Source organism: Gibbsiella greigii, from assembly GCF_039540155.1.
Classification (GTDB): Bacteria; Pseudomonadota; Gammaproteobacteria; order Enterobacterales; family Enterobacteriaceae; genus Gibbsiella; species Gibbsiella quercinecans.
In genome coordinates, this window is the sequence record NZ_BAABEM010000005.1 from 278,823 (window position 1) to 299,003 (window position 20,181).

Genomic DNA, 20,181 nt, shown 5'->3' on the forward strand with positions numbered 1-20,181 from the left:
ATGAACAAACATCTTTCTTACCCGCTGCGGGTGGGCGGGCTGCTGCTGGCCTGCTGGGCCAGCGGCGCACTGGCCGCCGAGTTAACGCTGGCGCAGGCGCTGGCGGCCGCGGAGCGCCATTCGGCGGCGCTTTCGGCCAATCAACATCAAATCAACGCCCTGAATAACCAGGCCGATGCGGCCATGCAACTGCCCGACCCCAAATTGAAGTTCGGTATCGAGAACGTGCCGGTACAGGGCGGCAACGGCCGCCGTTTTACCCGTGAAGGTATGACGATGGAGCGGGTCGGCATCATGCAGGATTACGTCAGCAGCAGCAAACGCCAGCGCAAGGCCGCAACCCTGCGCGCCGAGGCCAGCCAGGCCGGTGCCGGCAGTGTGGTGATCCTCAGCCAACTGCGCCAGCAAACCGCGCAGGCCTGGCTTGATTTGGCGCTTAGCCAACAGACATGGCAAGACGCCAGGGCCTTGGTGCAGGAAAGCGAACGCCAGATCGCCGCCCAGCGCGCAGGGGTGGCAAGCGGCAGCGCCCCAGCCAGCGGGCTTATCGAGGCGCGCCTGTCGTTGCTGACGATGCAGGATCGCCTCAGCGAAGCCCAACGCGATACCGCCGTGGCGCAGGCCAGATTGACTCAGCTTACCGGCGATGCGGCGGTGCGCGTCACAGGCCCGTTGCCGCGCTTTGAGCGCCTGCCGGCGGAAAGCCGCGTGTTGCAGCAGGCCATTGCCCAACACCCGGAAGTGCTGCAGGCCCGCCGCGAAGCGGATGTGGCCCGGGCGCGTTCGGCGCAGTCGCAGGCGGCGGCGATTCCAGACGTAGGCATCGAGGTGTATTACGGCAAGCGCGCCGATGGCTATGAAGACATGGCTGGGGTGATGTTCACCGTCGATCTGCCGTTGTTCACCGCCCAACGCCAGGATAAAGACTACGCGGCGGACATTTCCCGCACGCTGGAAGCCAACGATCGTCTGGCGCAGTTGATCCGCGATCACCAGGCGCAGCTCGATACGCTGCTGGCGCAGTATCAGGCCACGCTGGCGCAGTGGCAGCGCCAGCAACAGCAGGTGATACCGCTGCAGCAACAGCGGGTTGCGCTGCAGTTGGCGCAGTACCGCAGCGGCCAGAGTGCGTTGGCCGGCCCGCTGGAAGCCCGTCTGGCGTTGCTGGAAAGCCGTCTGGAAGCAGGGCGCACGGCGCGTGAACTGGCGCAAATCTGGGCGGCGATCCGCTATCTCACGCTACAGGAGGCCGCGCAATGAACCTACGCTTAAGTCTTACATTATTGTCGGCCGCAGTGGCCAGTGGCGGTCTGGCCGGCTATTGGCTGGCCGCTGAGCACGCGCCGGCTCCAGCCGGGGAAGTGCAGCGCCAGGTGTTGTACTGGTACGATCCGATGGTGCCCGGCCAACGCTTCGATCGCCCGGGGAAATCGCCGTTTATGGATATGCAACTGGTGCCGCGCTATGCCGATGGGGCCGCGCAGGAAGAGGGCGTGACTATCAGCGCGCGCCAGCAGCAAAATCTGGGGGTGCGCACCGAGCAGGCGCAGATGCGCGTGCTTGAAGCGCCGTTGAACGCCGTTGGCAGCATTGCGACCGATGAGCGCGGTGTGCAGATGATCGCCGCCCGCGCCAACGCCCAGATCGAGAAACTGTACGTGCGCGCCAACCAGCAGCGGGTGCAACAGGGGCAGCCGTTAGCGCAACTGTGGATCCCGGAATGGAGCGCCGCGCAGCAGGAGTACCTGGCGGTTCGCCAACTGGGGGATCGCCCATTAACCGCCGCCGCCCGCCAACGGCTGCAGTTGGTGTTTATGCCGGAAGCGGTGATCCGCCAGGTGGAACGTAGCGGCAAACCGCAGCCCCGGGTGACGCTTAACGCGCCGGCCAGCGGTTTTATTAATCAACTGTCGGTACGGGAAGGACAGCAGGTGGCCGTGGGCCAGGCGCTGTTCGAGCTTGCCGCGCTGGATCCGGTTTGGCTGGTGATCGACTACCCGCAGGGCGCGCAGGTGCGGCCGGGCGATGCGGTGCAGGCCAGTGCGGCCAGTTGGCCGGGCGAGCGTTTTAACGGGCGGATAAGCGAACTGTTGCCGAACGTAGATCCGCAGACCCGTACGGCGCAGGCGCGTGTGGAATTGGCGAACCCGCAGCAAAAACTGCAGCCGGGCATGTTTCTACAGGCCACGCTATCGCCCGCGGGGCAGCGGCAACCGGTACTCGCCGTGCCGCAGGAAGCGTTAATCAGCCGCAGCGATCGCACCACGGTGCTGCTGGCCGAAAGCGACGGACATTTTACGCCGGCCGACGTGGTGGCCGGGCGTGTGCAGGGCGGATGGGCCGAGATAAAACAGGGCCTGCAGGCCGGGCAGCGGGTGGTGACCTCCGGCCAATTCCTGATTGACTCCGAAGCCAGCATGCGCAGCGTATTGCCGCAGTTGGCCGGGGAAACCGCGCCCGCCGCCCAATACCAGGCCGAAGCTACTATTGTGGCACTGGCGGACGGCGCCATCACTCTGGCGCACGGCCCGGTGCCGGCGCTGCAATGGCCGGCGATGACCATGGACTTTGCTTTGCCGCCCGGCGGGTTGCCGGCCGGTTTGGCGGTGGGCAGCAAGGTGAGGTTCTTTTTCAGCGTGGATGACAACGGCCCGCATATCAGCCGGATAATGCCGCAAGCTGCAGAGCATGGAGGCCACCTATGATCGCCTCAGTGATTCGTTGGTCGTTGCGTAACCGGCTGCTGGTGTTGTTGGCTTCACTGATGCTGGCCGGCTGGGGGATATGGGCATTGCAGAAAGCGCCGCTGGATGCGCTGCCGGATTTATCCGATGTGCAGGTGATCGTGCGCGCCAGCTACCCCGGCAAAGCGCCGCAGGTGATTGAGGATCAGGTGACGTATCCGTTGACCACCACGCTGCTGACGGTACCGGGCGCGAAAACGGTGCGGGGTTTTTCCATGTTCGGCGACGCCTATATCTACATCTTGTTTGAAGACGGCACCGATCCTTACTGGGCCCGTTCACGCGTGCTGGAATCCCTTAGCCAGGTGCAGGCCGCATTGCCGGATCAGGTGAAGGTGGAACTGGGGCCGGATGCCACCGGCGTGGGGTGGATCTATACCTATGCGCTGGTGGATCGCAGCGGGAAACTCAGCCTGGCCGATCTGCGCGCGCTGCAGGACTGGACGCTGAAGTTTGAACTGAAAACCGTGCCGGACGTGGCGGAAGTGGCCAGCGTTGGCGGCATGGTGCGGCAGTTCCAGGTGGTGCTTAATCCGCAAAGCCTGCGCGCGCTGAACATTACCCAGCAGCAGGTGGTTGAGGCGTTGCAGCGCGCCAATCAGGCCGGCGGCGGCGCGCTGTTGGAAATGGGCGAGGCCGAATATATGGTGCGCACCACCGGCTATCTGCGGCAATTAGCGGATTTTGACCAGGTGCTGGTGGCTGAGCGCGACGGTGTGCCGATTATGCTGCCGCAAGTGGCGGAAGTGCGTCTCGGGCCGGAACTGCGCCGGGGCGTGGCGGAGCTGAACGGCGAGGGGGAAGTGGCCGGCGGCATCATCGTGATGCGCTACGGCAAAAATGCGTTGGCGACCATCCAGGCGCTGAAGGCCAAGCTGGCGCAGATCCAGCATACGCTGCCTGCGGGGGTGGAGATCGTGCCGGTATACGATCGTTCGCAGCTGATTGAGCACGCGATAGAAACGCTGTCGCACAAGCTGCTGGAAGAGTTCCTAGTGGTGGCGGTGGTCTGTTCTTTGTTTCTGTTCCACCTGCGCTCGGCGCTGGTGGCGCTCGTCACTTTGCCGCTGGGCATCCTGGGCGCCTTTGTGGTGATGCACTACCAGGGGGTGAACGCCAATATCATGTCGCTGGGCGGTATTGCCATCGCCATTGGCGCGATGGTGGATGCGGCGATTGTGATGATCGAAAACATGCACAAGGTGTTGGAACAGTGGCGGCACGATCATCCCGGCCGGCAGCCGGCCGGCGGCGATTATTGGCGCATTTCCGAGCAGGCGGCGGTGGAGGTGGGGCCAGCGCTGTTTTGCAGCCTGCTGATCATCACGCTGTCGTTTATTCCGGTCTTTACACTGCAGGCGCAGGAAGGGCGCATGTTTGCGCCGCTGGCCTTTACCAAGACCTATGCCATGGCGGTGGCCGCCGGGCTTGGCATTACGCTGGTGCCGGTGCTGATGGGCTATTTTATCCGTGGGCGTATTCCTGATGAACATGCCAACCCGATCAACCGTTGGCTGATTCGGCTGTATCAGCCGCTGCTGGCGGTGGTATTGGCGCGGCCGAAAACCACGTTGGGGATTTCCGCGCTGCTGTTGGCGCTGACGTTTTATCCTCTTAGCCAACTGGGCAGCGAATTTATGCCGCCGCTGGATGAGGGCGATCTGCTGTACATGCCTTCCACGCTGCCGGGCATCTCGGCACGCGAGGCCGGGCGCTTGCTGCAGATTACCGATCGGCTGATCAAAACGGTGCCGGAGGTGGACACCGTGTTCGGCAAGGCCGGGCGTGCGGAAACCGCTACCGATCCGGCACCGCTGACCATGCTGGAAACCACCATTCGTTTCAAGCCGCGCGAGCAGTGGCGGCCGGGGATGACCATGGACAAGCTGGTGGCGGAGCTGGATCGTGTGGTGAAGGTCCCTGGCATCGCCAATGTGTGGGTGCCGCCAATCCGCAACCGGCTGGACATGCTGGCCACCGGCATCAAAAGCCCGGTGGGCATCAAGGTTAACGGCAACAATCTGGCGGATATTGAACGCGTGGCTGGGCAGATCGAACAAATCGTCCAGCAGGTGCCCGGGGTGACCTCGGCGCTGGCCGAGCGTGTTACCGGCGGGCGCTACGTGGATATCGACATCGATCGCCAGCGCGCCGCGCGCTATGGCGTGACGGTGCAGGAACTGCAGGCGATGGTGGCAACCTTGATCGGCGGGGAAAACGTTGGCGAAGTGTTTGACGGCCGGGCGCGTTACCCGATCAACGTGCGTTATCCGCGTGAGATCCGCGATTCGTTCGCCGCGCTGGGGGAGATGCCAGTGGTGACCGCCAGCGGTGCACAGTTGCCGCTTTCGGCGCTGGCGGATATCCGCATCAGCGAAGGGCCGCCGATGCTCAAGAGTGAGAACGCGCGGCTGTCTAACTGGATCTATGTCGATCTGCGCGGGCGCGATTTGCGCTCGGCGGTGGAAGAGATGCAACAGCGGGTGGCGCAGCAGGTGCAACTGCCGGCGGGCGTTTCACTGAGTTGGTCCGGGCAGTTTGAATACCTGGAACGCGCCAGTGCCCAATTGAAGGTGGTGCTGCCGGTCACGTTGATGATTATTTTTGTGCTGCTGTTTATCACTTTCAGCAACGTGCGCGACGCGCTGCTGATTATCGCCACGTTGCCGTTTGCATTGATTGGCGGCGTGTGGCTGCTGTATCTACTCAACTATAATCTTTCGGTGGCGGGTGCGGTTGGGTTTATTGCGCTGGCCGGGGTGGCCGCCGAATTCGGCGTGATTATGGTGCTGTATCTGAACCAGGCGTTGGCGCGTCAGCGCTTGTCGGGGCAGCCGTTAACGCGTGAACAGGTGCTAGCCGGTATCCGTGAAGGCGCGGTATTGCGCGTGCGGCCGAAGGTGATGACGGTGGCCACCATTATGGCCGGCCTGTTGCCGATCATGTGGGGGGATGGGGCCGGCTCCGAGGTGATGCGTCGCATCGCCGCGCCGATGATTGGCGGCATGATCAGTGCGCCGTTGTTGTCGATGCTGGTGATCCCGGCGGTGTATCTGTTGTTGCATCGCCAGGGGTAACGGAGTGAGGGCGTGGCACGGGTTATCACGCTCTAACTGGCAGGGTTAAATTTAACCATCCTCATCACCGCGCAGGATATCCGCGAACTGTGTTCATGTTGCCGGGGCTGAGCAAGGCCCCGTTCGACGAGCGCGCGCCGCCGAGTGGCTGAGCGCCTTTCCCTGTGGGTTGGATCTGGCGGGGATTACGGGCAGTGACTGACCGGTAATTAAAAAGCCGGAAGGATCGTTAAGATCGCTTCCGGCTTTTATTTAATGTTATCTATGACATTCGCATCCATACATTCTACCCAGATATCCCGTTTTTAAAATCTTTCAGCCGGAGCGCTATCAGCGTGTCGGCTACCGACTCAACAGGGGCGACACCTCTATGCCCGCCATCAATGTCAGCGGCAAGTGGCTGAACGAGGCCGGATTCACCACCGGGCAGCCGCTCAAGCTGGGCATCATGCCGTGCTGCATCGTCATCACCGTGCAGGATTTATGGGAGCTGTGGCGCTATCTGGAAGGATTAAGCCGGGAACCGTTCGATGAACGCGCCGCCGCCGACTGACTTAACCGCTTTCCCGGCGGGTTGGATTTGACGGGGATAATGAATCAGTAAGTAACATCGACAGAGCAACATATAAAATGAAGCCGGAAGGTTATTAATATTTTCCGGCTTTTATTTTACTGGCTAATATATACAGAAGGCCCCATGAATTGTATATGACTGCACATTAGATATAAATTAAAACCACTCCCTTTAATCGATACTTCATTATGAGAATTACTCTTGTCTATAAATATACTAGACAACATGTTTTTATCAACACCGTCTATCTTTAGTGACTTGATTCCGATGCAATTTATCCCACATCTGCATCTATTATAACCTTTTACCCATTTAACTGGTGGGTTATCTGGAAGTTGATTAACTAAATCAAAAGTAATTATAACTGACGGACCTTCTCTATCTATTTTAATATCAAAAACATCTATCTCTGAGATTTCTACTGGCTTTGAAAAAACCTTGTTTAAGATAATAGCACCTTCAAGATCATTCCAATACATAATCAACCCCTTTAGAAACTATAATGATCTAGTGTGCCAGGGACGGAACCAGTTCGAATGTTCTCAATAGGCCTAACATTCAGATGAGCACCTTGATTTCCTACCCCATTCGGATAAAAATGACCGACTGAGTGATCTTGGATAATAATTTCACTACCATCAGCTTTAGTGAATTGATACTCTGTCGTCCAAATTTTATTTCCATTTACATCAAAAATAAAATCCTTATTAGAGTCAGTCATTGGAATATTTCTATGATCGCCATAAAATCCTGTTTTAGGGTTGTATATTTTATCTGGTTGCTGATTCATTGGTATTCCAGCATCTCTCTTTGCTGCTCTAAATGCCGCCTTCCTCAAAGGGAATTGTGTACTACACTTCGCCAACCCTAGCGGATCAACCCATCCCAGCGGATTTGGCGCATACTGATAGAGGTTCAGTCCCCCCACCAACCCTATCGGATCCGGCTGCGTAAACCTGCCGCACTGCGGGTCGTAGTACCTGAACAGGTTATAATGCAGTCCGGTTTCCCGGTCAAGGTATTGCCCCTGATAACGCAGGTTCTGTGGGGGGGCCAACGGCTGTGGGGTGCTCTCGCGGCGGGTTTCGCCTCAGGCGGAAAACTGCCCTTGCCACACCAGGTTGCCGTGCTCATCGGTCATGCGTGTCGGTAGGCCGTTCAGCTCGGTATGGTACCAGTAGTAGACTTCGCTGCTGTCGCCGATGCTGTCGACGCGCGCCAGCGGCTCCCAACTGTTTTCCTGATAAAGGTAACGTGTGGCTGCCCAGGGCGCCGGCTGCTTTGTTCACCCACCACCCGCAGGCCGTTCCAGTGGAGCGTCACGGTTTCCGCGGGTTATCGCGCTCTAACTGGCAGGGTTAAATTTAACCATCCTCCCTAACAGGCTGATCTAACTGTCTGCGTGCATGGTTTTTGTCACGTGCTTTATGGATAGTTTTCCGCATCAAGCGTCGTTCAGTGCAGGGGTGCATGTGCGGCAATGTATTGTAGCCAACTGTGGCCGGTTCGCACTGTCCGGCATATCTGTTTTATGGTTGCGTTGCCGCGCACTTTTTCCGGCAAAGTGGTGCCCAAGCAATTGGCTAATAGGGGATGAGGGAGAGCATTAGGATGGCGAAGCTGGACATGACGGCTTGGTTTTTTGGAGGCGTGTGCATAGGGTATTATGACTATCCATATTCATTCATCGGGTTTGTTAGCAATTTATAGTGCCGATAATAATTATACTATCGGCATTCGCTATTGGGCCTGCATAACATAGCGTACTTTATCGCTTATCTCCAAATACTTAACCATCTGTATCAGATTACTTTACTTCCTTTGTGGGGGGGCAGCCCTTATAAAAGCAGATGGTTATATTAAATTTCCCATAGGCAAAAATTTAGAGATCCTCAATGGTTTATTTTATTTAGGAAAGTAAAAAATCCCCATGATTTTTAGTAATTAGCGACTTTTTTAGCTGTCTTGTGGGATATCTCAAACGGATCAACCTAAATTATCGGCTCAGCCACATAAAAATAGGTATTCGGCCCACCTTTTAGACCAATCGGAACATGGGAATGTGTAGGGTGTACTATTTATTTTGGTTGTAAGTGCTCTTCCTGTTGTTGTCATAGTGTTGTATAAAACCGCTTATACCACATGGCTAAATATTAGTTCATACATGATTACCATCAAAAAATAAAACCCTATTTTGATATGTTGGGATATATTTGTTGCGTTTATTGTTTTTTTGAAAAAATAAATTTTAATAAAATCAAAATATTTACTGGAGTGACATTATCCTCTAGATAAATAGATATCTTGAAGATGAATGGCCAGAAGAAAATTTATAATTCTTCTGGCTACGGATAAAATTATGCTAGGGAATTACCCTCCAAAATTAATTTTTTCCAATTTTCTAGTATTTTTTTAAATTCTGATATAGTGGAAATATTCATTTCTTCATTTGTATATTCATTGTAAATGTTCACACCATTTTTTTTAATGGTCACAGTATGAGCATTTCCTGTGCCTTCCCATCTTGGGACGTCTCCATTAGAGACACTATCGCAAGCGGATAAATATTCATCCACTCCATATACACTATTCTGAACATCATGTTCTAAGAAGGATGAAACAAGATGCATACTCTCATCTGCTTCAACCTTTAGATAACCATCAGAATTTTTATAAAATTTCATATCATTACCGTTATAATATTGGATATGCGGTATTAATGTTACCAGACTTATCTAAGTAACCACCGATTTTAACTCCGCTAGAAGAAATCCCTTCCCACTGAGAAGAGGTTATCATTGTTCTTTCAGAGTATGCACTTCTTATTTCTGACATTACTTGTTGTCTATTCCATGAATCTGGGAACATTGTTGATTGTGGCCCTTTAGCAATCCATTCCCCCGAGTTTGGATCTAATATTTCAACTTTAGCTCTATATACTCCAAGAGAATTAGGCATTGTAGTAACTTCAGTAATACGGGATTTTCCTTCATGTCCTATACTACCACGATGATGAAAACCAACTGCTCTGCCTCTTTTATTGATTTCACCATGAAAGACATGTTCAGCGTTTATTTTAGCTTTGCATGAAGTTAATCCCAATGGATCGACCCAAGTCAGCGGATTCGGCGCATACTGATACAGGTTTATCCCACCCGCCAACCCCACTGGATCCGGCTGCGTATACCTACCGCACTGCGGGTCGTAGTACCTGAACAGGTTATAATGCAGTCCGGTTTCCCGGTCAAGGTATTGCCCCTGATAACGCAGGTTCTGTGGGGTTGCCAACGGCTGCGGGGTGCGCTCGCTGCGGGTTTCGCCCCAGGCGGAAAACTCCCCTTGCCACACCAGGTTGCCGTGCTCGTCGGTCATGCGTGTCGGCAGGCCGTTCAGCTCGGTATGGTACCAGTAGACCTCGCTGCTTTCGCCGATGCTGTCGACGCGCGCCAGCGGCTCCCAACTGTTCTCTTGATAAAGGTAACACGTAGCCTGTTCAGGGCGCCGGCTGCTTTGTTCACCCACCATCCGCAGGCCGTTCCAGTGGAACGTGATGGTTTCCGGTTCGCCGTGGTGCGGGTAAAGGATTTTTTGCGTGCGCCGGCCCAGGGCATCGTAGCGGTATTCCGCCCGTTGATAATGCGGGTTGCCGGTAAAGCTCACGCCGGTCAGCCGGTGTTCCGCGTCATAGCTGAAACGTTGTTCTTCACCCTGTGGGCCGTTGTGGCGCCAGTTCAGGCGGCCAAAGCGGTCATAGCCCCAGCGTGTGCCGCCCAGGCGTTGCAGCAGGTTGTGCCAGACCGTGGCCGACGAACTGTCGGTGCGGTTGCCGGCGGCGTCGTAATGGAAACGTTCTTCCAGATGTGGCTGGATACTGTGGGTGAGCTGCCCGTGCGCATCGTAGCCGAAGCGGCTTTGCAGGCACTGCGGCCCCGGTTGGCCGATGCCGTCTTCGGTGAACATCTGCTGCACCAGTTGATCCTGGCGATCCCACAGGTAACGGCGTTCAAACAGGAAAGCGAGCTCACGGTCACCGGTTGCCCGGCGCAGGGTGATGCGCCCCAGCGCATCGTAACGCGTCTCCTGATGCAGGGCGCCCTGGGTGCGGCTGATTTCACGGTGCAACGCATCCCGCTGCCAGCCGGCGATATCCAGCGTGTGGCCGCCGTGTTGCAGATTCATTTGCAGCAGGTGGCCGGTGCCGTAGCGCAGGTGGTTCAGGGCGCTGCCGTCCGGCATCCGGGTGGTCAGCAGGTTGCCCAGCGGATCGTACTCATGCTACCAGTGGGTATTCGGTGATCTGTGTGAGTTGCCCCAACCGGTCATAGCCATACTGTGTATAGCGCCCGGCATAGTCGGTTTGCGCCAGCAGGCGATCGCCGTTGTCATAATCGAACTGCCAGCGATCGTGGTTGGGGTTGAGAAGGGCGGTCATGCGACCGAAGCGATCGTACTGATAGCAGGTTTCACGGCCGTCCGGGAGGATCAGGCGCTGCAGGCGGCCCGCCGCGCTCCAGTGGAAGCGGGTGTGGTTGCCTGCGGCATCGGTGTTGCCAAGCAGCCGGCCGCTATCGTCGTACTGGCGGGTGGCGGAATGGCCGGCTTTGGGTTGGGGGGCTGTTCTAAACTAGTCCTATCTCAAGGGGTTTATTTTTTTTCCCTCCCCAAGGATCATCCATTAAATACATTGGTGTTATTGGTGTTTCAGATGGAACGAACGTTAACTTATAGAATATTTCATCACCTTCACAAATCTCGTAATAAAGAGAATATAAATTATTTTCAAAGTCAAGATCTATTTTGAACTTCTCTGCTGCCGATGCAATCTCTACATTTTCATTATTTCTGATATAAAACGGAGCAACTATACAACGCTGAGTGTCCTTATCTATTTTAAAGTCATTTGTTAAAGTTAAATGAATATTAGCACCAAAAGTATCCTCTGGTAAAGGATCGAAAATGACATAGTCATCATAAATAACTGCCCCTTGGTCAATGTTTTTCTTCCCCCACTGACTCAATGTTTCGTTAAATGGTCTGGAACGGATTTGAATTTGGTTATGGGATATAAGTAAGTCGACTGTTTGATTATATTTAGATTTCATTAATAACCTCTACTTTAATTATTGTACCGTCAGGTAAATCGGAGAGTATGTTGCCTATACTTGAACCGGCACCTCTGTTGTCACTAGGGTCAATATATCTTATACTCGCGCCACTCCCCCCCTCTCGGAACATTGCCATTGGCCATTCGTCACGATCTAATCCTGCTTTTGTTTTAACTCCTTTCAAACTGAGTACCCTATTAGATTTAGCAGATGCTCGTTGAATTGTAACAATATTAGGATGGCCATTTTCTATTGCGTCATTTATATGTCCGAAAGTTTGCGGATACTCTGATCGTTTTAATCTCAAAAGATAATCATGATCTACTGCGTCGACTTTCGTTAAACGGCAACCTACAAGACCCTGAGGGTCGATCCAAGTTAGTGGATTTTTGACATATGTATATTGGTTTAATCCACCAGCTAGCCCAATCGGATCCGGTTGCGTAAACCTGCCGCACTGCGGGTCGTAGTACCTGAACAGGTTATAATGCAGTCCGGTTTCCCGGTCAAGGTATTGCCCCTGATAACGCAGGTTCTGTGGGGTTGCCAACGGCTGCGGGGTGCGCTCGCTGCGGGTTTCGCCCCAGGCGGAAAACTGCCCTTGCCACACCAGGTTGCCATGCTCGTCGGTCATGCGTGTCGGCAGGCCATTCAGCTCTGTATGGTACCAGTAGACCCGCTGCTTTCGCCGATGCTGTCGACGCGCGCCAGCGGTTCCCAACTGTTCTCTTGATAAAGGTAACGCGTAGCCTGTTCAGGGCGCAGGCTGCTTTGTTCACCCACCATCAGCAGGCCGTTCCAGTGGAACGTGACGGTTTCCGGTTCGCCGTGGTGCGGGTAAAGGATTTTTTGCGTGCGGCGGCCCAGGGCATATGAAAGCATTTAGTAATGCTATACTCATTACGATTGGATTCTGATACCACTTATCAGTTTCTTAATTTTAGTTGTGATAAAACGTGGATATATATATCATAAGAAGATGGTCACCTAAGTGTATTTTTATGAATATTTTCCAAGAAGAAAGTAAAGTACCTGAAAAACAGATTCGAGCTTTTTATACTAAAGATTTTATTAGGGTTTATCAGGCTTATTCTGATATTATTGCTGATAGTGTTATTAGAAACGGAGCTTTTGTATCTCCGCCGTTCAGCATGACTAGAATGACATGGATTAAACCTTCTTTTCTGTGGATGATGTATCGTTCTGATTGGGGAATGAAAGATCTAGGGCAAAAAAGGATATTAGCTATTGATCTTACTCATGAAGGTTTTTTTACATTAATTAGTCAGGGTGTTTTGAATCATCATAATAATATGGATATTAGTGAGGATGCTGAGGTGTGGAAATTGAAAATAAAGAGTTCTGATGTGGTGATTCAATGGGATCCAGAGAGAGATATATATTTGAATAAACTTAATTACCGCACAATACAAATAGGATTGAGAAATAAAGCCGTGTATGATTATTGTCATAAATGGATTGTGGATATTAATGATCTCACTGAGCTAACAAAGGAGATCCATAATTTAATAATATTGGGCGATATTGATGGGGCGAGGAAATTACTGCCTATTGAAAATAAATATGAGCTTGGAAATAATTTTTATCCGTGAAATTATAAATAATACTACGCCTTAGAATGTAGCAAAAGACGTAGTGTTAAATAAATAATTTTAAATATCCTTTTATCCTTTTATCCTTTTATCCTTTTATCCTTTCAAGCTGTTTGTTTGCACTTTTACTTATGGCTTGATTCTTAGATTTAGATAAAACCTCCAGTTTTTCAATGGATTCTGCACTATTTATTTTCGCTAGCGCTCTAATGCACTTATCTGCTAAAACATGATCTTCATCATATTCTAAGTATTCAAGGTTCAGCAAGGCAGCTTTATAAAGATAATCTACACTAGTATTGTCTTTATATATCGATAACAACCTCGCTAACTCTTCATGCTTAGTATGCCAAGTATCTATAATAAGATTGTTCAATAAATTCACGCAGGAATACTTATAGGATATGACCGTCCCCAGATATAAAAAAAGATCGACTGCATCTGAGTCTTTAAGATCACGTGAAATTTTAAGGTCTCTGCAAACATCGAGTCCATCGAAAAGATTATTATAGCTATCAATAAATACAGAGTAGTCAATTTCTTTCATCATTAAAGATAATATCAATTTCTTCTTATCTTCTAGCATGGGATTATTAATTTAACCTCTCGAATTTCTCTATGCCATTATTGAAAATATCTAAAGCTTGTCCTCTTCCCAAGCCTATATTTATTTGATCACCTTCCATTTTGAAGAATGCATTGTTTTCTTTCCATCCTTTTCCAACACTAGGCATGTCTGGATAAGTTAACTTAGTTAAGATTCCTTTATCTTTAACACCGATTGATTTTAATTTTTCCAAGGATTCAGTTCTTAAATGAAATTTGACTAACACACCGTCATAACCTTCCGAAAATGCTCTTCGTGGGGATATAAATGTTTCTGAGGTTCCACGTAGTTTGCCAGTTTGCAACAGATGCTTGTAATCTTCGTGGCTCATTGAACGATAAAACTTTGTAGTGCCACATGGCGCTAATCCTTGCGGATCAACCCAAACCATCGGCTCAGTCACATAAGTATATGTATTAATCCCACCCGCCAGCCCTATCGGGTCCGGCTGCGTAAACCTACCGCACTGCGGGTCGTAGTACCTGAACAGGTTATAATGCAGTCCGGTTTCCCGGTCAAGGTATTGCCCCTGATAACGCAGGTTCTGCGGGGTTGCCAACTGCTGCGGGGTGCTCTCGCTGCGGGTTTCGCCCCAGGCGGAAAACTGCCCTTGCCACACCAGGTTGCCGTGCTCGTCGGTCATGCGTGTCGGCAGGCCGTTCAGCTCGGTATGGTACCAGTAGACCTCGCTGCTTTCGCCGATGCTGTCGACGCGCGCCAGCGGTTCCCAACTGTTCTCTTGATAAAGGTAACGCGTAGCCTGTTCAGGGCGCAGGCTGCTTTGTTCTCCCACCATCCGCAGGCCGTTCCAGTGGAACGTGACGGTTTCCGGTTCGCCGTGGTGCGGGTAAAGAATTTTTTGCGTGCGGCGGCCCAGGGCATCGTAGCGGTATTCCGCCCGCTGATAATGCGGGTTGCCGGTAAAGCTCACGCCGGTCAGGCGATGTTCCGCGTCATAGCGGAAACGGTGCTCTTCACCCTGCGGGCCGTTGTGGCGCCAGTGCAGGCGGCCAAAGCGGTCATAGCCCCAGCGAGTGCCGCCCAGACGTTGCAGCAGGTTGTGCCAGACCGTGGCCGACGAGCTGTCGGTGCGGTTGCCGGCGGCGTCGTAATGGAAACGTTCTTCCAGATGTGGCTGGATACTGTGGGTGAGCTGCCCGCGCGCATCGTAGCCGAAGCGGCTTTGCAGGCACTGCGGCCCCGGTTGGCCGATGCCGTCTTCGGTGAACATCTGCTGCACCAGTTGATCCTGGCGATCCCACAGGTAACGGCGTTCAAACAGGAAAGCGAGCTCACGGTCACCGGTTGCCCGGCGCAGGGTGATGCGCCCCAGCGCATCGTAACGCGTCTCCTGATGCAGGGTGCCCTGGGTGCGGCTGATTTCACGGTGCAACGCATCCCGCTGCCAGCCGGCGATATCAAACGTGCGGCCGCCGTATTTGAGGTTCATCTGCAGCAGGTGGCCGGTGCCGTAGCGCAGGTGGTTCAGGGCGCTGCCGTCCGGCATCCGGGTGGTCAGCAGGTTGCCCAGCGGATCGTACTCATGCTGCCAGTGGCCGCTGTGGTTATCCTCGCTGCACAGGTTGCCGGCGGCGTCGAGGGAAAAGCGCAGCGTCTCTGCCCACTCAACGGGTTCTCCGGTTGCCTGGGCCTGTTGCCAACGGGCCAGCGCGGTGCGGCGCAGCACCACGCTGCGATCTTCATAGCCGTATTCGGTGTGGCTGTCGGCGGTGTCCTTCGCTACCCGGCGCCCCAGCGCATCATAAGCCAGCCGCGTGTGCAGCGGCGCCGTGCGTTCGCCCGCGGCGGCCAGGGGGTATTCGGTGATCTGGGTGAGTTGCCCCAGCACATCGTAGCCATACTGCGTGCGGCGCCCGGCATAGTCGGTTTGCGCCAGCAGGCGATCGCCGTTGTCGTAATCGAACTGCCAGCGATCGTGGTTGGGGTTGAGCAGGGCGGTCATGCGGCCGAAGCGATCGTACTGATAGCGGGTTTGCCGGCCCGCCGGATCGGTTTCGCTCACGATCTGGCCACGCACGTTGCGCGCCACCTGGCGTTCAGACATGCCATCGACACACTCACGGCACGGCAGGCCGGCCCGATCGTACTCATAGCGGGTTTCACGGCCGTCCGGGCGGATCAGCCGCTGCAGGCGGCCCGCCGCGCTCCAGTGGAAGCGAGTGCTGTTGCCTGCGGCATCGGTACTGCTAAGCAGCCGGCCGCTATCGTCGTACTGGCGCTTGGCCGAATGGCCGGAACAGTCTTCTTCCCGCACCAACTGGCCGCGTTCGTTCCACCAGAAACGTGCCGTGTTCTCCAGCGCATCGGTACGGGTAACCAGATCGCCCTGATCGTTCCAGCTAAAACGCGTCACGTGGCCCAGTGGATCGGTCTGTTCGACCGGATCACCCAGTACGTTATAGCGGTATTGCCAGCAGGCGCCGTCAGGCAGCACCGTTTTCAGCGGCAGTGCCCAGGCGGCATGCCAGGTGGTCTGGGTTGCCCGGCCCAGCGGATCGCGCAGCAAGGTCAGATTGCCGCGTTCGTCATGCGCCAGTTCCCAGCGTTGCCCTTCCGAGTTGACTACCGTGCTCAGGCTTTCACGCTGTGCCGACCATTGGAACTGCCAGCGGGCGCCGTAGCTGTCGGTATAGTCGGTAATGCGGTTCAGCGCATCCCAGTGGTGTTCGGTGCTGCCGCCGGACAGGCAGGTGACGACGGCGCTGCGCGCCTGCTCATCCGCATCCAGCACCCAGTGTTCCAGGCTTTGCTGCTGCTCATCCAGCACTTCATAGACATTGACGCGCCAGTGCGGGCCTTGTGCGGCCGGTTGCCAGTGATAGCGCACGGTCAGCCCGGTGGCATAGCTGTGCCAGGCCATCAGCCCGCAGTCGCTGTCCCAGCCAAAGCGGCGCGTGGTGATGCCGTCCGCATCCTGCACGGCGATCAGTTGCCCCTGTTCGTTGTAGCGATAACTCACCAGCGCATACCGTTCATTGCCTGCGCATTGGTGCACGGCGGCCAGCCGGCCGTGGTGCGCTTCATAGCTAAGTTCAACTTCCAGCGCCTGATTGTCGCTGGCGATGTTGATCAACTGGCCGGCGCTGTTCCAGGTGAAGTAATGGCAGTTCTCATGGCGATCATAAATACGGGCGATGCGCCATTCGCCTTCACGGGCCGGATCGGGTTCATAAAGCTGATGTTCGCCATCGGTGGTTTGCAACAGCATCACCCCTTGCCGGGAGCAATAGAGGGTAAAGCCGTCTTCATAGAAGTGGATAATGTCGCCGGGCTCAACGGCGCCCAGGCCAATTTCGCGCCCGGTGATGTCGCGCCAGACGAATTGCTGGCTGCCATCGTCAGCCTGGAAACGGATCAGGCGGGTTTCGAACGGCAGCATCCAGCCGGTGCCCAGCATGCCGGTGGTGCGGTTACGGCTGTGGTACAGGCGCTGCCAGTTCAGCGGCAAGCGGTCCGCCAGCGTAAAGTCCAGATCTTCTTCACCGGCCAGGATCTTGGCGCCGGTGGGAATATGCACCGGCAGGGCCGTCATGGTGGCAACGGTCAACGCCCGTGCGGCCGACGCCCCGATGGCATTGGCCGCCAGTTCGGCGGCGGCAGCGGCAGCCAGCGTACAGGCGATTTCTTTCATCGCCTGGCGCCGTACCACGCGGCTGAACAACGATTGCGCCAGTTTGAGCCCGTCTTTGCCCAGGCTGCCGACCAGGGCGCCGATAAAGTAGGCCAGGGCATTTTTGCCGCTGCGGATATCGCGCACCACGATGCTGTCGCCGCCGATACGCACGCGTGGGTTGCCGGCAACCGTGATTTTGGCCTCACAGGTGCTGCGATCGCTGTTGCGTGCCGCCGGGTGGCCGTTGATCAGCACCTTTTTCGAGCCTTCCGCCAGGAAGTTGACGTTTTCCGCCAGATGGCCCTTGCTGCAGTCAACGGTATCCTTGTCGGCGGGGGTGGCATAGGGACTGGCGCTTTCCACCGTGGGTTGAGCCAGATCGTCCCAGACATCGCCCAGCCAGTTTTTCACCGCATCGCCGTCGACCTTGCTGAGTTTTTCCAGCACGGCGCCGGGGTGCATCACGGTGGCGGCAATGCCGGCCGCCAACGCAATGGCGGTATCCATCGCGCCGGGGCCTTCCGCGTCGGCCGCCGGGCTGTTGAGATAGGCATGGTCAACGGTGCCGGCGGCGCGTGCGGCCGGTTTGCCCATAATCTTCACGTTGTCGGCGCCGCTGGTGATTTTGGCGTCCGGCGGCCCTCGCAGACCGAGTGCGTCAAGCGCGCTATCGATGGCATTGCCCGCCGCGTTGCCTATTTTTTCCGGCAGGCCGCTGGCCATGGCGCCGACCAGCAGCCCCACGCCCACCACGGCGCCCACGCCGGTGCCGAACAGCGCGGCCGAGCCGACCCAAATGCCGCAATAGATAGCGCCTTCCACCAGCCCGCTGGCGAAATCGGCCAATAGGGAACTGTGTACCAGCGGATCATCTTTGCAGGCGGCGAGTAAATCATCAGCCATGATTTACGCCTCCGTGCGGCCTGCGGTGGGGATGTACCCCTGGCGGATCCCCTCCCACACGGCCTGCGCTGAGGAAGCAAAGCCGGCGCTGGTGCTGAAGGTGAGCACCAGCAAATGGGTTTCCAGCATCACGGTCAACAGCTTTTGCACCACGGCTACACCCTGGTTTTCAAAGCGGACAGTGACTTCGCGGGCCGGCAGGGGGCCGAAATGACTGTCCTGCGCCTCTTCCGCTTTAAACTTTTTCATGTCGCGCTTCACCTTCGCCAACTGTTGCTGCAGATAGGCTGCTTCCTGGCCGGGGCGAACGTCATAAGCCCGAGTGACTACCAGGGTGGCGCGCGCCTGCGGCAGTTTCAGAATGGTGACGCTGTGATCCTGTACGGCTTCCGGCAAGGCCAGCGTGCCTTCGGAAAGGAGATAATGGACAGGCTGGCTCATGCGTCGCTCCCTGATGATTTCTTGAATACGCTGTTAACTTCGTTGGTGATGTCGGCCGGTGTGGGCGGCGGGGTTTTTGTCTTTGCCGGTTGCTTGATGTTCAGATCCAGCGTGCCGCCGGTGTTGATTTCGGCCTGGCCGCTGGCGTTAATCTGGAAGTTCACGCACTGGATAGAGACGGTGCCGTTGTGATCCAGCGTCAGCTTGCTGTCGCCGCTGACCAGGCTGATGCTCTGGCCCGCCGCTAACAGGATGTTTTGCTGGGTTTTCAGCACATAGTCACCGCCCACCAGTTCGCTGCGGTTGAACTGTGTGGATTGCCGGTACTGGCCGTCGACCTGGCTTTCATGGTTTTTAGCGACCACAATCGTTTGGTTGCCGCCCACGGCGTGGTTTTCATCGTTCTCCACGTCGATATCCATATTGCGTTCGGCGTGCAGCCACACCTGCTCTTCGCCGGCCTTGTCTTCAAAGCGCAGGGCGTTGGCGTTGTCCGGCGAGCCGTCTTTGGAGCGGCTCATAAAGCCCATCTGCGTGGCTGCGGCCGGCAGCGCCCACGGCGGCATGTTGGCGTCGTTGTAAACCCGGCCGATGATGATCGGGCGGTCCGGATCGCCGTTGATGAAATCCACCACCACTTCGTCGTTCACCCGCGGGATCTGCACGCCGCCGAAGCCCTGGCCGGCCCAGGCGCTGGAAACACGCACCCAGCAGGAACTGCCGTCGTCCGCCGGTCCGAAGCGATCCCAGTGGAACTTCACCTTCACGCGGCCGTATTTGTCGGTCCAGATGGATTCGCCGGTCGGGCCGACCACCCGCGCGGTCTGCGGGCCGTGGGTTTTCGGCCAGTGCGCCTGCTGCGCCGGGCGCCACGGAATATCGGCCGGGATCACCGTGAAGTCGATACGGTGTTCGCTGGCCTGGCTGTCGCCGCTGGCGTAGCGGTTTTCCTGCAGGCGGTAGCGGGCGCGCACCGTCAGGTAGGCGCGGTTATCGTCGGCATAGGGGGCGTTGTTGAGCGTAAAGGTGTAGCCGGGGGCGATGCCGAGCGCGGTGGCGGTGCCGCCGGTCTGGTGGTGCCCGGCCTGCCAGGCTTCCTGGCGCACGCGGGCGTAGAATTCGCCCTGCTGGTGTTCGGTGTAGCGGCCCGGCCAGTCATATACGTCGATTTGCCCCGGCTGCGGCGAGACCGGGTTCTGGCGCGCCTGCAGCAGCCAGGCGTTGGGCTTGCGGAAATCGTAATCGTCCAGGCTGTAGATACCCGGCGTCACCTGGTCGGCCAGGGTCCACTGGCTGATGCCCTGCTCACTGGTGATGCCGCCGGACGGCGTCAGGTGATAGGGAATGGTTTCATAGCCGGGGTAGGGTGTGTGGATCTGCGGCGCATCGGCCAGCACCAGCGTGTGCTGATCCTGCTGGTGCTTGAAGTAGTAATAAATACCCTCCAGCTCCATCAGGCGGCTGATGAAGTTGAAGGAGCTTT

Annotated in this window: 18 protein-coding genes and 1 pseudogene; 5 read left to right on the forward strand and 14 right to left on the reverse strand. The window is 55.6% G+C overall.

Annotation, left to right across the window (positions count from 1 at the left end):
* The 4 genes from AC559G_RS03180 to AC559G_RS03195 all read left to right on the forward strand — a co-directional run bounded on the left by AC559G_RS03180 (window position 1) and on the right by AC559G_RS03195 (window position 6,374).
* Window positions 1–1,260 (forward strand): TolC family protein, encoded by a 1,260-nt coding sequence (locus AC559G_RS03180; protein WP_498911235.1) that lies wholly within the window; start codon window positions 1–3, stop codon window positions 1,258–1,260.
* Window positions 1,257–2,705 carry an efflux RND transporter periplasmic adaptor subunit gene (locus AC559G_RS03185; RefSeq protein WP_498911237.1) on the forward strand — a complete coding sequence of 483 codons (1,449 nt, stop codon included), beginning with the start codon at window positions 1,257–1,259 and terminating at the stop codon, window positions 2,703–2,705. The genes AC559G_RS03180 and AC559G_RS03185 overlap by 4 nt, the downstream gene beginning before the upstream one ends.
* The gene (locus AC559G_RS03190) at window positions 2,702–5,821 is read left to right on the forward strand and encodes an efflux RND transporter permease subunit (protein WP_498911239.1); all 3,120 of its coding nucleotides are present in this window, start codon (window positions 2,702–2,704) and stop codon (window positions 5,819–5,821) included. The genes AC559G_RS03185 and AC559G_RS03190 overlap by 4 nt, the downstream gene beginning before the upstream one ends.
* A gap of 310 nt (window positions 5,822–6,131) precedes the next feature.
* Window positions 6,132–6,374, forward strand: a complete 243-nt coding sequence (locus AC559G_RS03195; RefSeq protein WP_498911282.1) for a SymE family type I addiction module toxin — start codon at window positions 6,132–6,134, stop codon at window positions 6,372–6,374.
* Between the two features lie 116 nt (window positions 6,375–6,490).
* Here the strand turns inward: AC559G_RS03195 and AC559G_RS03200 are convergent, their stop codons facing one another.
* From AC559G_RS03200 to AC559G_RS03245, 10 genes and pseudogenes are all read right to left on the reverse strand, one after another.
* Window positions 6,491–6,874 carry an Imm50 family immunity protein gene (locus AC559G_RS03200; protein ID WP_498911241.1) on the reverse strand — a complete coding sequence of 128 codons (384 nt, stop codon included), beginning with the start codon at window positions 6,872–6,874 and terminating at the stop codon, window positions 6,491–6,493.
* Window positions 6,875–6,885: 11 nt separating this feature from the next.
* Entirely contained in the window at window positions 6,886–7,185 is a 300-nt protein-coding gene (locus AC559G_RS03205) for an HNH/endonuclease VII fold putative polymorphic toxin (RefSeq protein WP_498911284.1), read from the reverse strand.
* Window positions 7,186–7,317: 132 nt separating this feature from the next.
* Window positions 7,318–7,452, reverse strand: a pseudogene (locus AC559G_RS03210) (RHS repeat-associated core domain-containing protein); the annotation flags it as partial.
* Window positions 7,453–7,485: 33 nt separating this feature from the next.
* A complete protein-coding gene (locus tag AC559G_RS03215; protein WP_498911286.1) occupies window positions 7,486–7,617 on the reverse strand; it encodes an RHS domain-containing protein in 132 nt (43 codons plus the stop codon).
* 1,135 nt (window positions 7,618–8,752) lie between these two features.
* Window positions 8,753–9,079 carry a hypothetical protein gene (locus AC559G_RS03220; protein WP_498911243.1) on the reverse strand — a complete coding sequence of 109 codons (327 nt, stop codon included), beginning with the start codon at window positions 9,077–9,079 and terminating at the stop codon, window positions 8,753–8,755.
* A gap of 10 nt (window positions 9,080–9,089) precedes the next feature.
* Window positions 9,090–10,631, reverse strand: a complete 1,542-nt coding sequence (locus AC559G_RS03225) for an RHS repeat-associated core domain-containing protein (protein ID WP_498911245.1) — start codon at window positions 10,629–10,631, stop codon at window positions 9,090–9,092.
* A gap of 34 nt (window positions 10,632–10,665) precedes the next feature.
* The gene (locus AC559G_RS03230) at window positions 10,666–10,827 is read right to left on the reverse strand and encodes a hypothetical protein (RefSeq protein WP_498911247.1); all 162 of its coding nucleotides are present in this window, start codon (window positions 10,825–10,827) and stop codon (window positions 10,666–10,668) included.
* A 187-nt stretch (window positions 10,828–11,014) separates the two neighbouring features.
* Window positions 11,015–11,497: a competence protein ComJ gene (comJ, locus tag AC559G_RS03235; protein ID WP_498911249.1), complete on the reverse strand. Its 483-nt coding sequence runs from the start codon at window positions 11,495–11,497 to the stop codon at window positions 11,015–11,017.
* The gene (locus AC559G_RS03240; protein WP_498911251.1) at window positions 11,487–12,134 is read right to left on the reverse strand and encodes an RHS repeat-associated core domain-containing protein; all 648 of its coding nucleotides are present in this window, start codon (window positions 12,132–12,134) and stop codon (window positions 11,487–11,489) included. The genes comJ and AC559G_RS03240 overlap by 11 nt, the downstream gene beginning before the upstream one ends.
* Before the next feature lie 17 nt (window positions 12,135–12,151).
* Window positions 12,152–12,382: a hypothetical protein gene (locus tag AC559G_RS03245; protein WP_498911253.1), complete on the reverse strand. Its 231-nt coding sequence runs from the start codon at window positions 12,380–12,382 to the stop codon at window positions 12,152–12,154.
* A 119-nt stretch (window positions 12,383–12,501) separates the two neighbouring features.
* On the opposite strand from AC559G_RS03245, the gene AC559G_RS03250 reads away from it, so the two are divergent.
* Window positions 12,502–13,113 carry a DUF4291 domain-containing protein gene (locus AC559G_RS03250; protein WP_498911255.1) on the forward strand — a complete coding sequence of 204 codons (612 nt, stop codon included), beginning with the start codon at window positions 12,502–12,504 and terminating at the stop codon, window positions 13,111–13,113.
* An 88-nt stretch (window positions 13,114–13,201) separates the two neighbouring features.
* On the opposite strand, the gene AC559G_RS03255 is transcribed toward AC559G_RS03250, so the two are convergent.
* The 4 genes from AC559G_RS03255 to AC559G_RS03270 form a co-directional block, all read right to left on the reverse strand.
* Complete coding sequence (locus AC559G_RS03255; RefSeq protein WP_498911257.1) at window positions 13,202–13,699, reverse strand: hypothetical protein; 498 nt, start codon at window positions 13,697–13,699, stop codon at window positions 13,202–13,204.
* Window positions 13,700–13,706: 7 nt separating this feature from the next.
* Window positions 13,707–18,257, reverse strand: a complete 4,551-nt coding sequence (locus tag AC559G_RS03260; protein WP_498911259.1) for an RHS repeat-associated core domain-containing protein — start codon at window positions 18,255–18,257, stop codon at window positions 13,707–13,709.
* Window positions 18,258–18,260: 3 nt separating this feature from the next.
* Window positions 18,261–18,698, reverse strand: a complete 438-nt coding sequence (locus tag AC559G_RS03265) for a DcrB-related protein (RefSeq protein WP_498911261.1) — start codon at window positions 18,696–18,698, stop codon at window positions 18,261–18,263.
* On the reverse strand, window positions 18,695–20,181 hold a 1,487-nt coding region (locus tag AC559G_RS03270; protein ID WP_498911263.1), incomplete at its 5' end, for a type VI secretion system Vgr family protein. The genes AC559G_RS03270 and AC559G_RS03265, both read right to left, overlap by 4 nt.

Excerpts from the sequence above, each read along its gene's own strand:
- AC559G_RS03200 (WP_498911241.1), bottom strand. The coding sequence starts at position 6,874 with ATGTATTGGAATGATCTTGAAGGTGCTATTATCTTAAACAAGGTTTTT.
- AC559G_RS03180 (WP_498911235.1), top strand. The coding sequence starts at position 1 with ATGAACAAACATCTTTCTTACCCGCTGCGGGTGGGCGGGCTGCTGCTG.
- AC559G_RS03255 (WP_498911257.1), bottom strand. The coding sequence starts at position 13,699 with ATGCTAGAAGATAAGAAGAAATTGATATTATCTTTAATGATGAAAGAA.
- AC559G_RS03190 (WP_498911239.1), top strand. The coding sequence starts at position 2,702 with ATGATCGCCTCAGTGATTCGTTGGTCGTTGCGTAACCGGCTGCTGGTG.
- comJ (WP_498911249.1), bottom strand. The coding sequence starts at position 11,497 with ATGAAATCTAAATATAATCAAACAGTCGACTTACTTATATCCCATAAC.
- AC559G_RS03245 (WP_498911253.1), bottom strand. The coding sequence starts at position 12,382 with ATGCTTTCATATGCCCTGGGCCGCCGCACGCAAAAAATCCTTTACCCG.
- AC559G_RS03220 (WP_498911243.1), bottom strand. The coding sequence starts at position 9,079 with ATGAAATTTTATAAAAATTCTGATGGTTATCTAAAGGTTGAAGCAGAT.
- AC559G_RS03185 (WP_498911237.1), top strand. The coding sequence starts at position 1,257 with ATGAACCTACGCTTAAGTCTTACATTATTGTCGGCCGCAGTGGCCAGT.
- AC559G_RS03225 (WP_498911245.1), bottom strand. The coding sequence starts at position 10,631 with ATGCCGGACGGCAGCGCCCTGAACCACCTGCGCTACGGCACCGGCCAC.
- AC559G_RS03230 (WP_498911247.1), bottom strand. The coding sequence starts at position 10,827 with ATGACCGCCCTTCTCAACCCCAACCACGATCGCTGGCAGTTCGATTAT.
- AC559G_RS03240 (WP_498911251.1), bottom strand. The coding sequence starts at position 12,134 with ATGACCGACGAGCATGGCAACCTGGTGTGGCAAGGGCAGTTTTCCGCC.
- AC559G_RS03205 (WP_498911284.1), bottom strand. The coding sequence starts at position 7,185 with ATGAATCAGCAACCAGATAAAATATACAACCCTAAAACAGGATTTTAT.
- AC559G_RS03260 (WP_498911259.1), bottom strand. The coding sequence starts at position 18,257 with ATGGCTGATGATTTACTCGCCGCCTGCAAAGATGATCCGCTGGTACAC.
- AC559G_RS03250 (WP_498911255.1), top strand. The coding sequence starts at position 12,502 with ATGAATATTTTCCAAGAAGAAAGTAAAGTACCTGAAAAACAGATTCGA.
- AC559G_RS03265 (WP_498911261.1), bottom strand. The coding sequence starts at position 18,698 with ATGAGCCAGCCTGTCCATTATCTCCTTTCCGAAGGCACGCTGGCCTTG.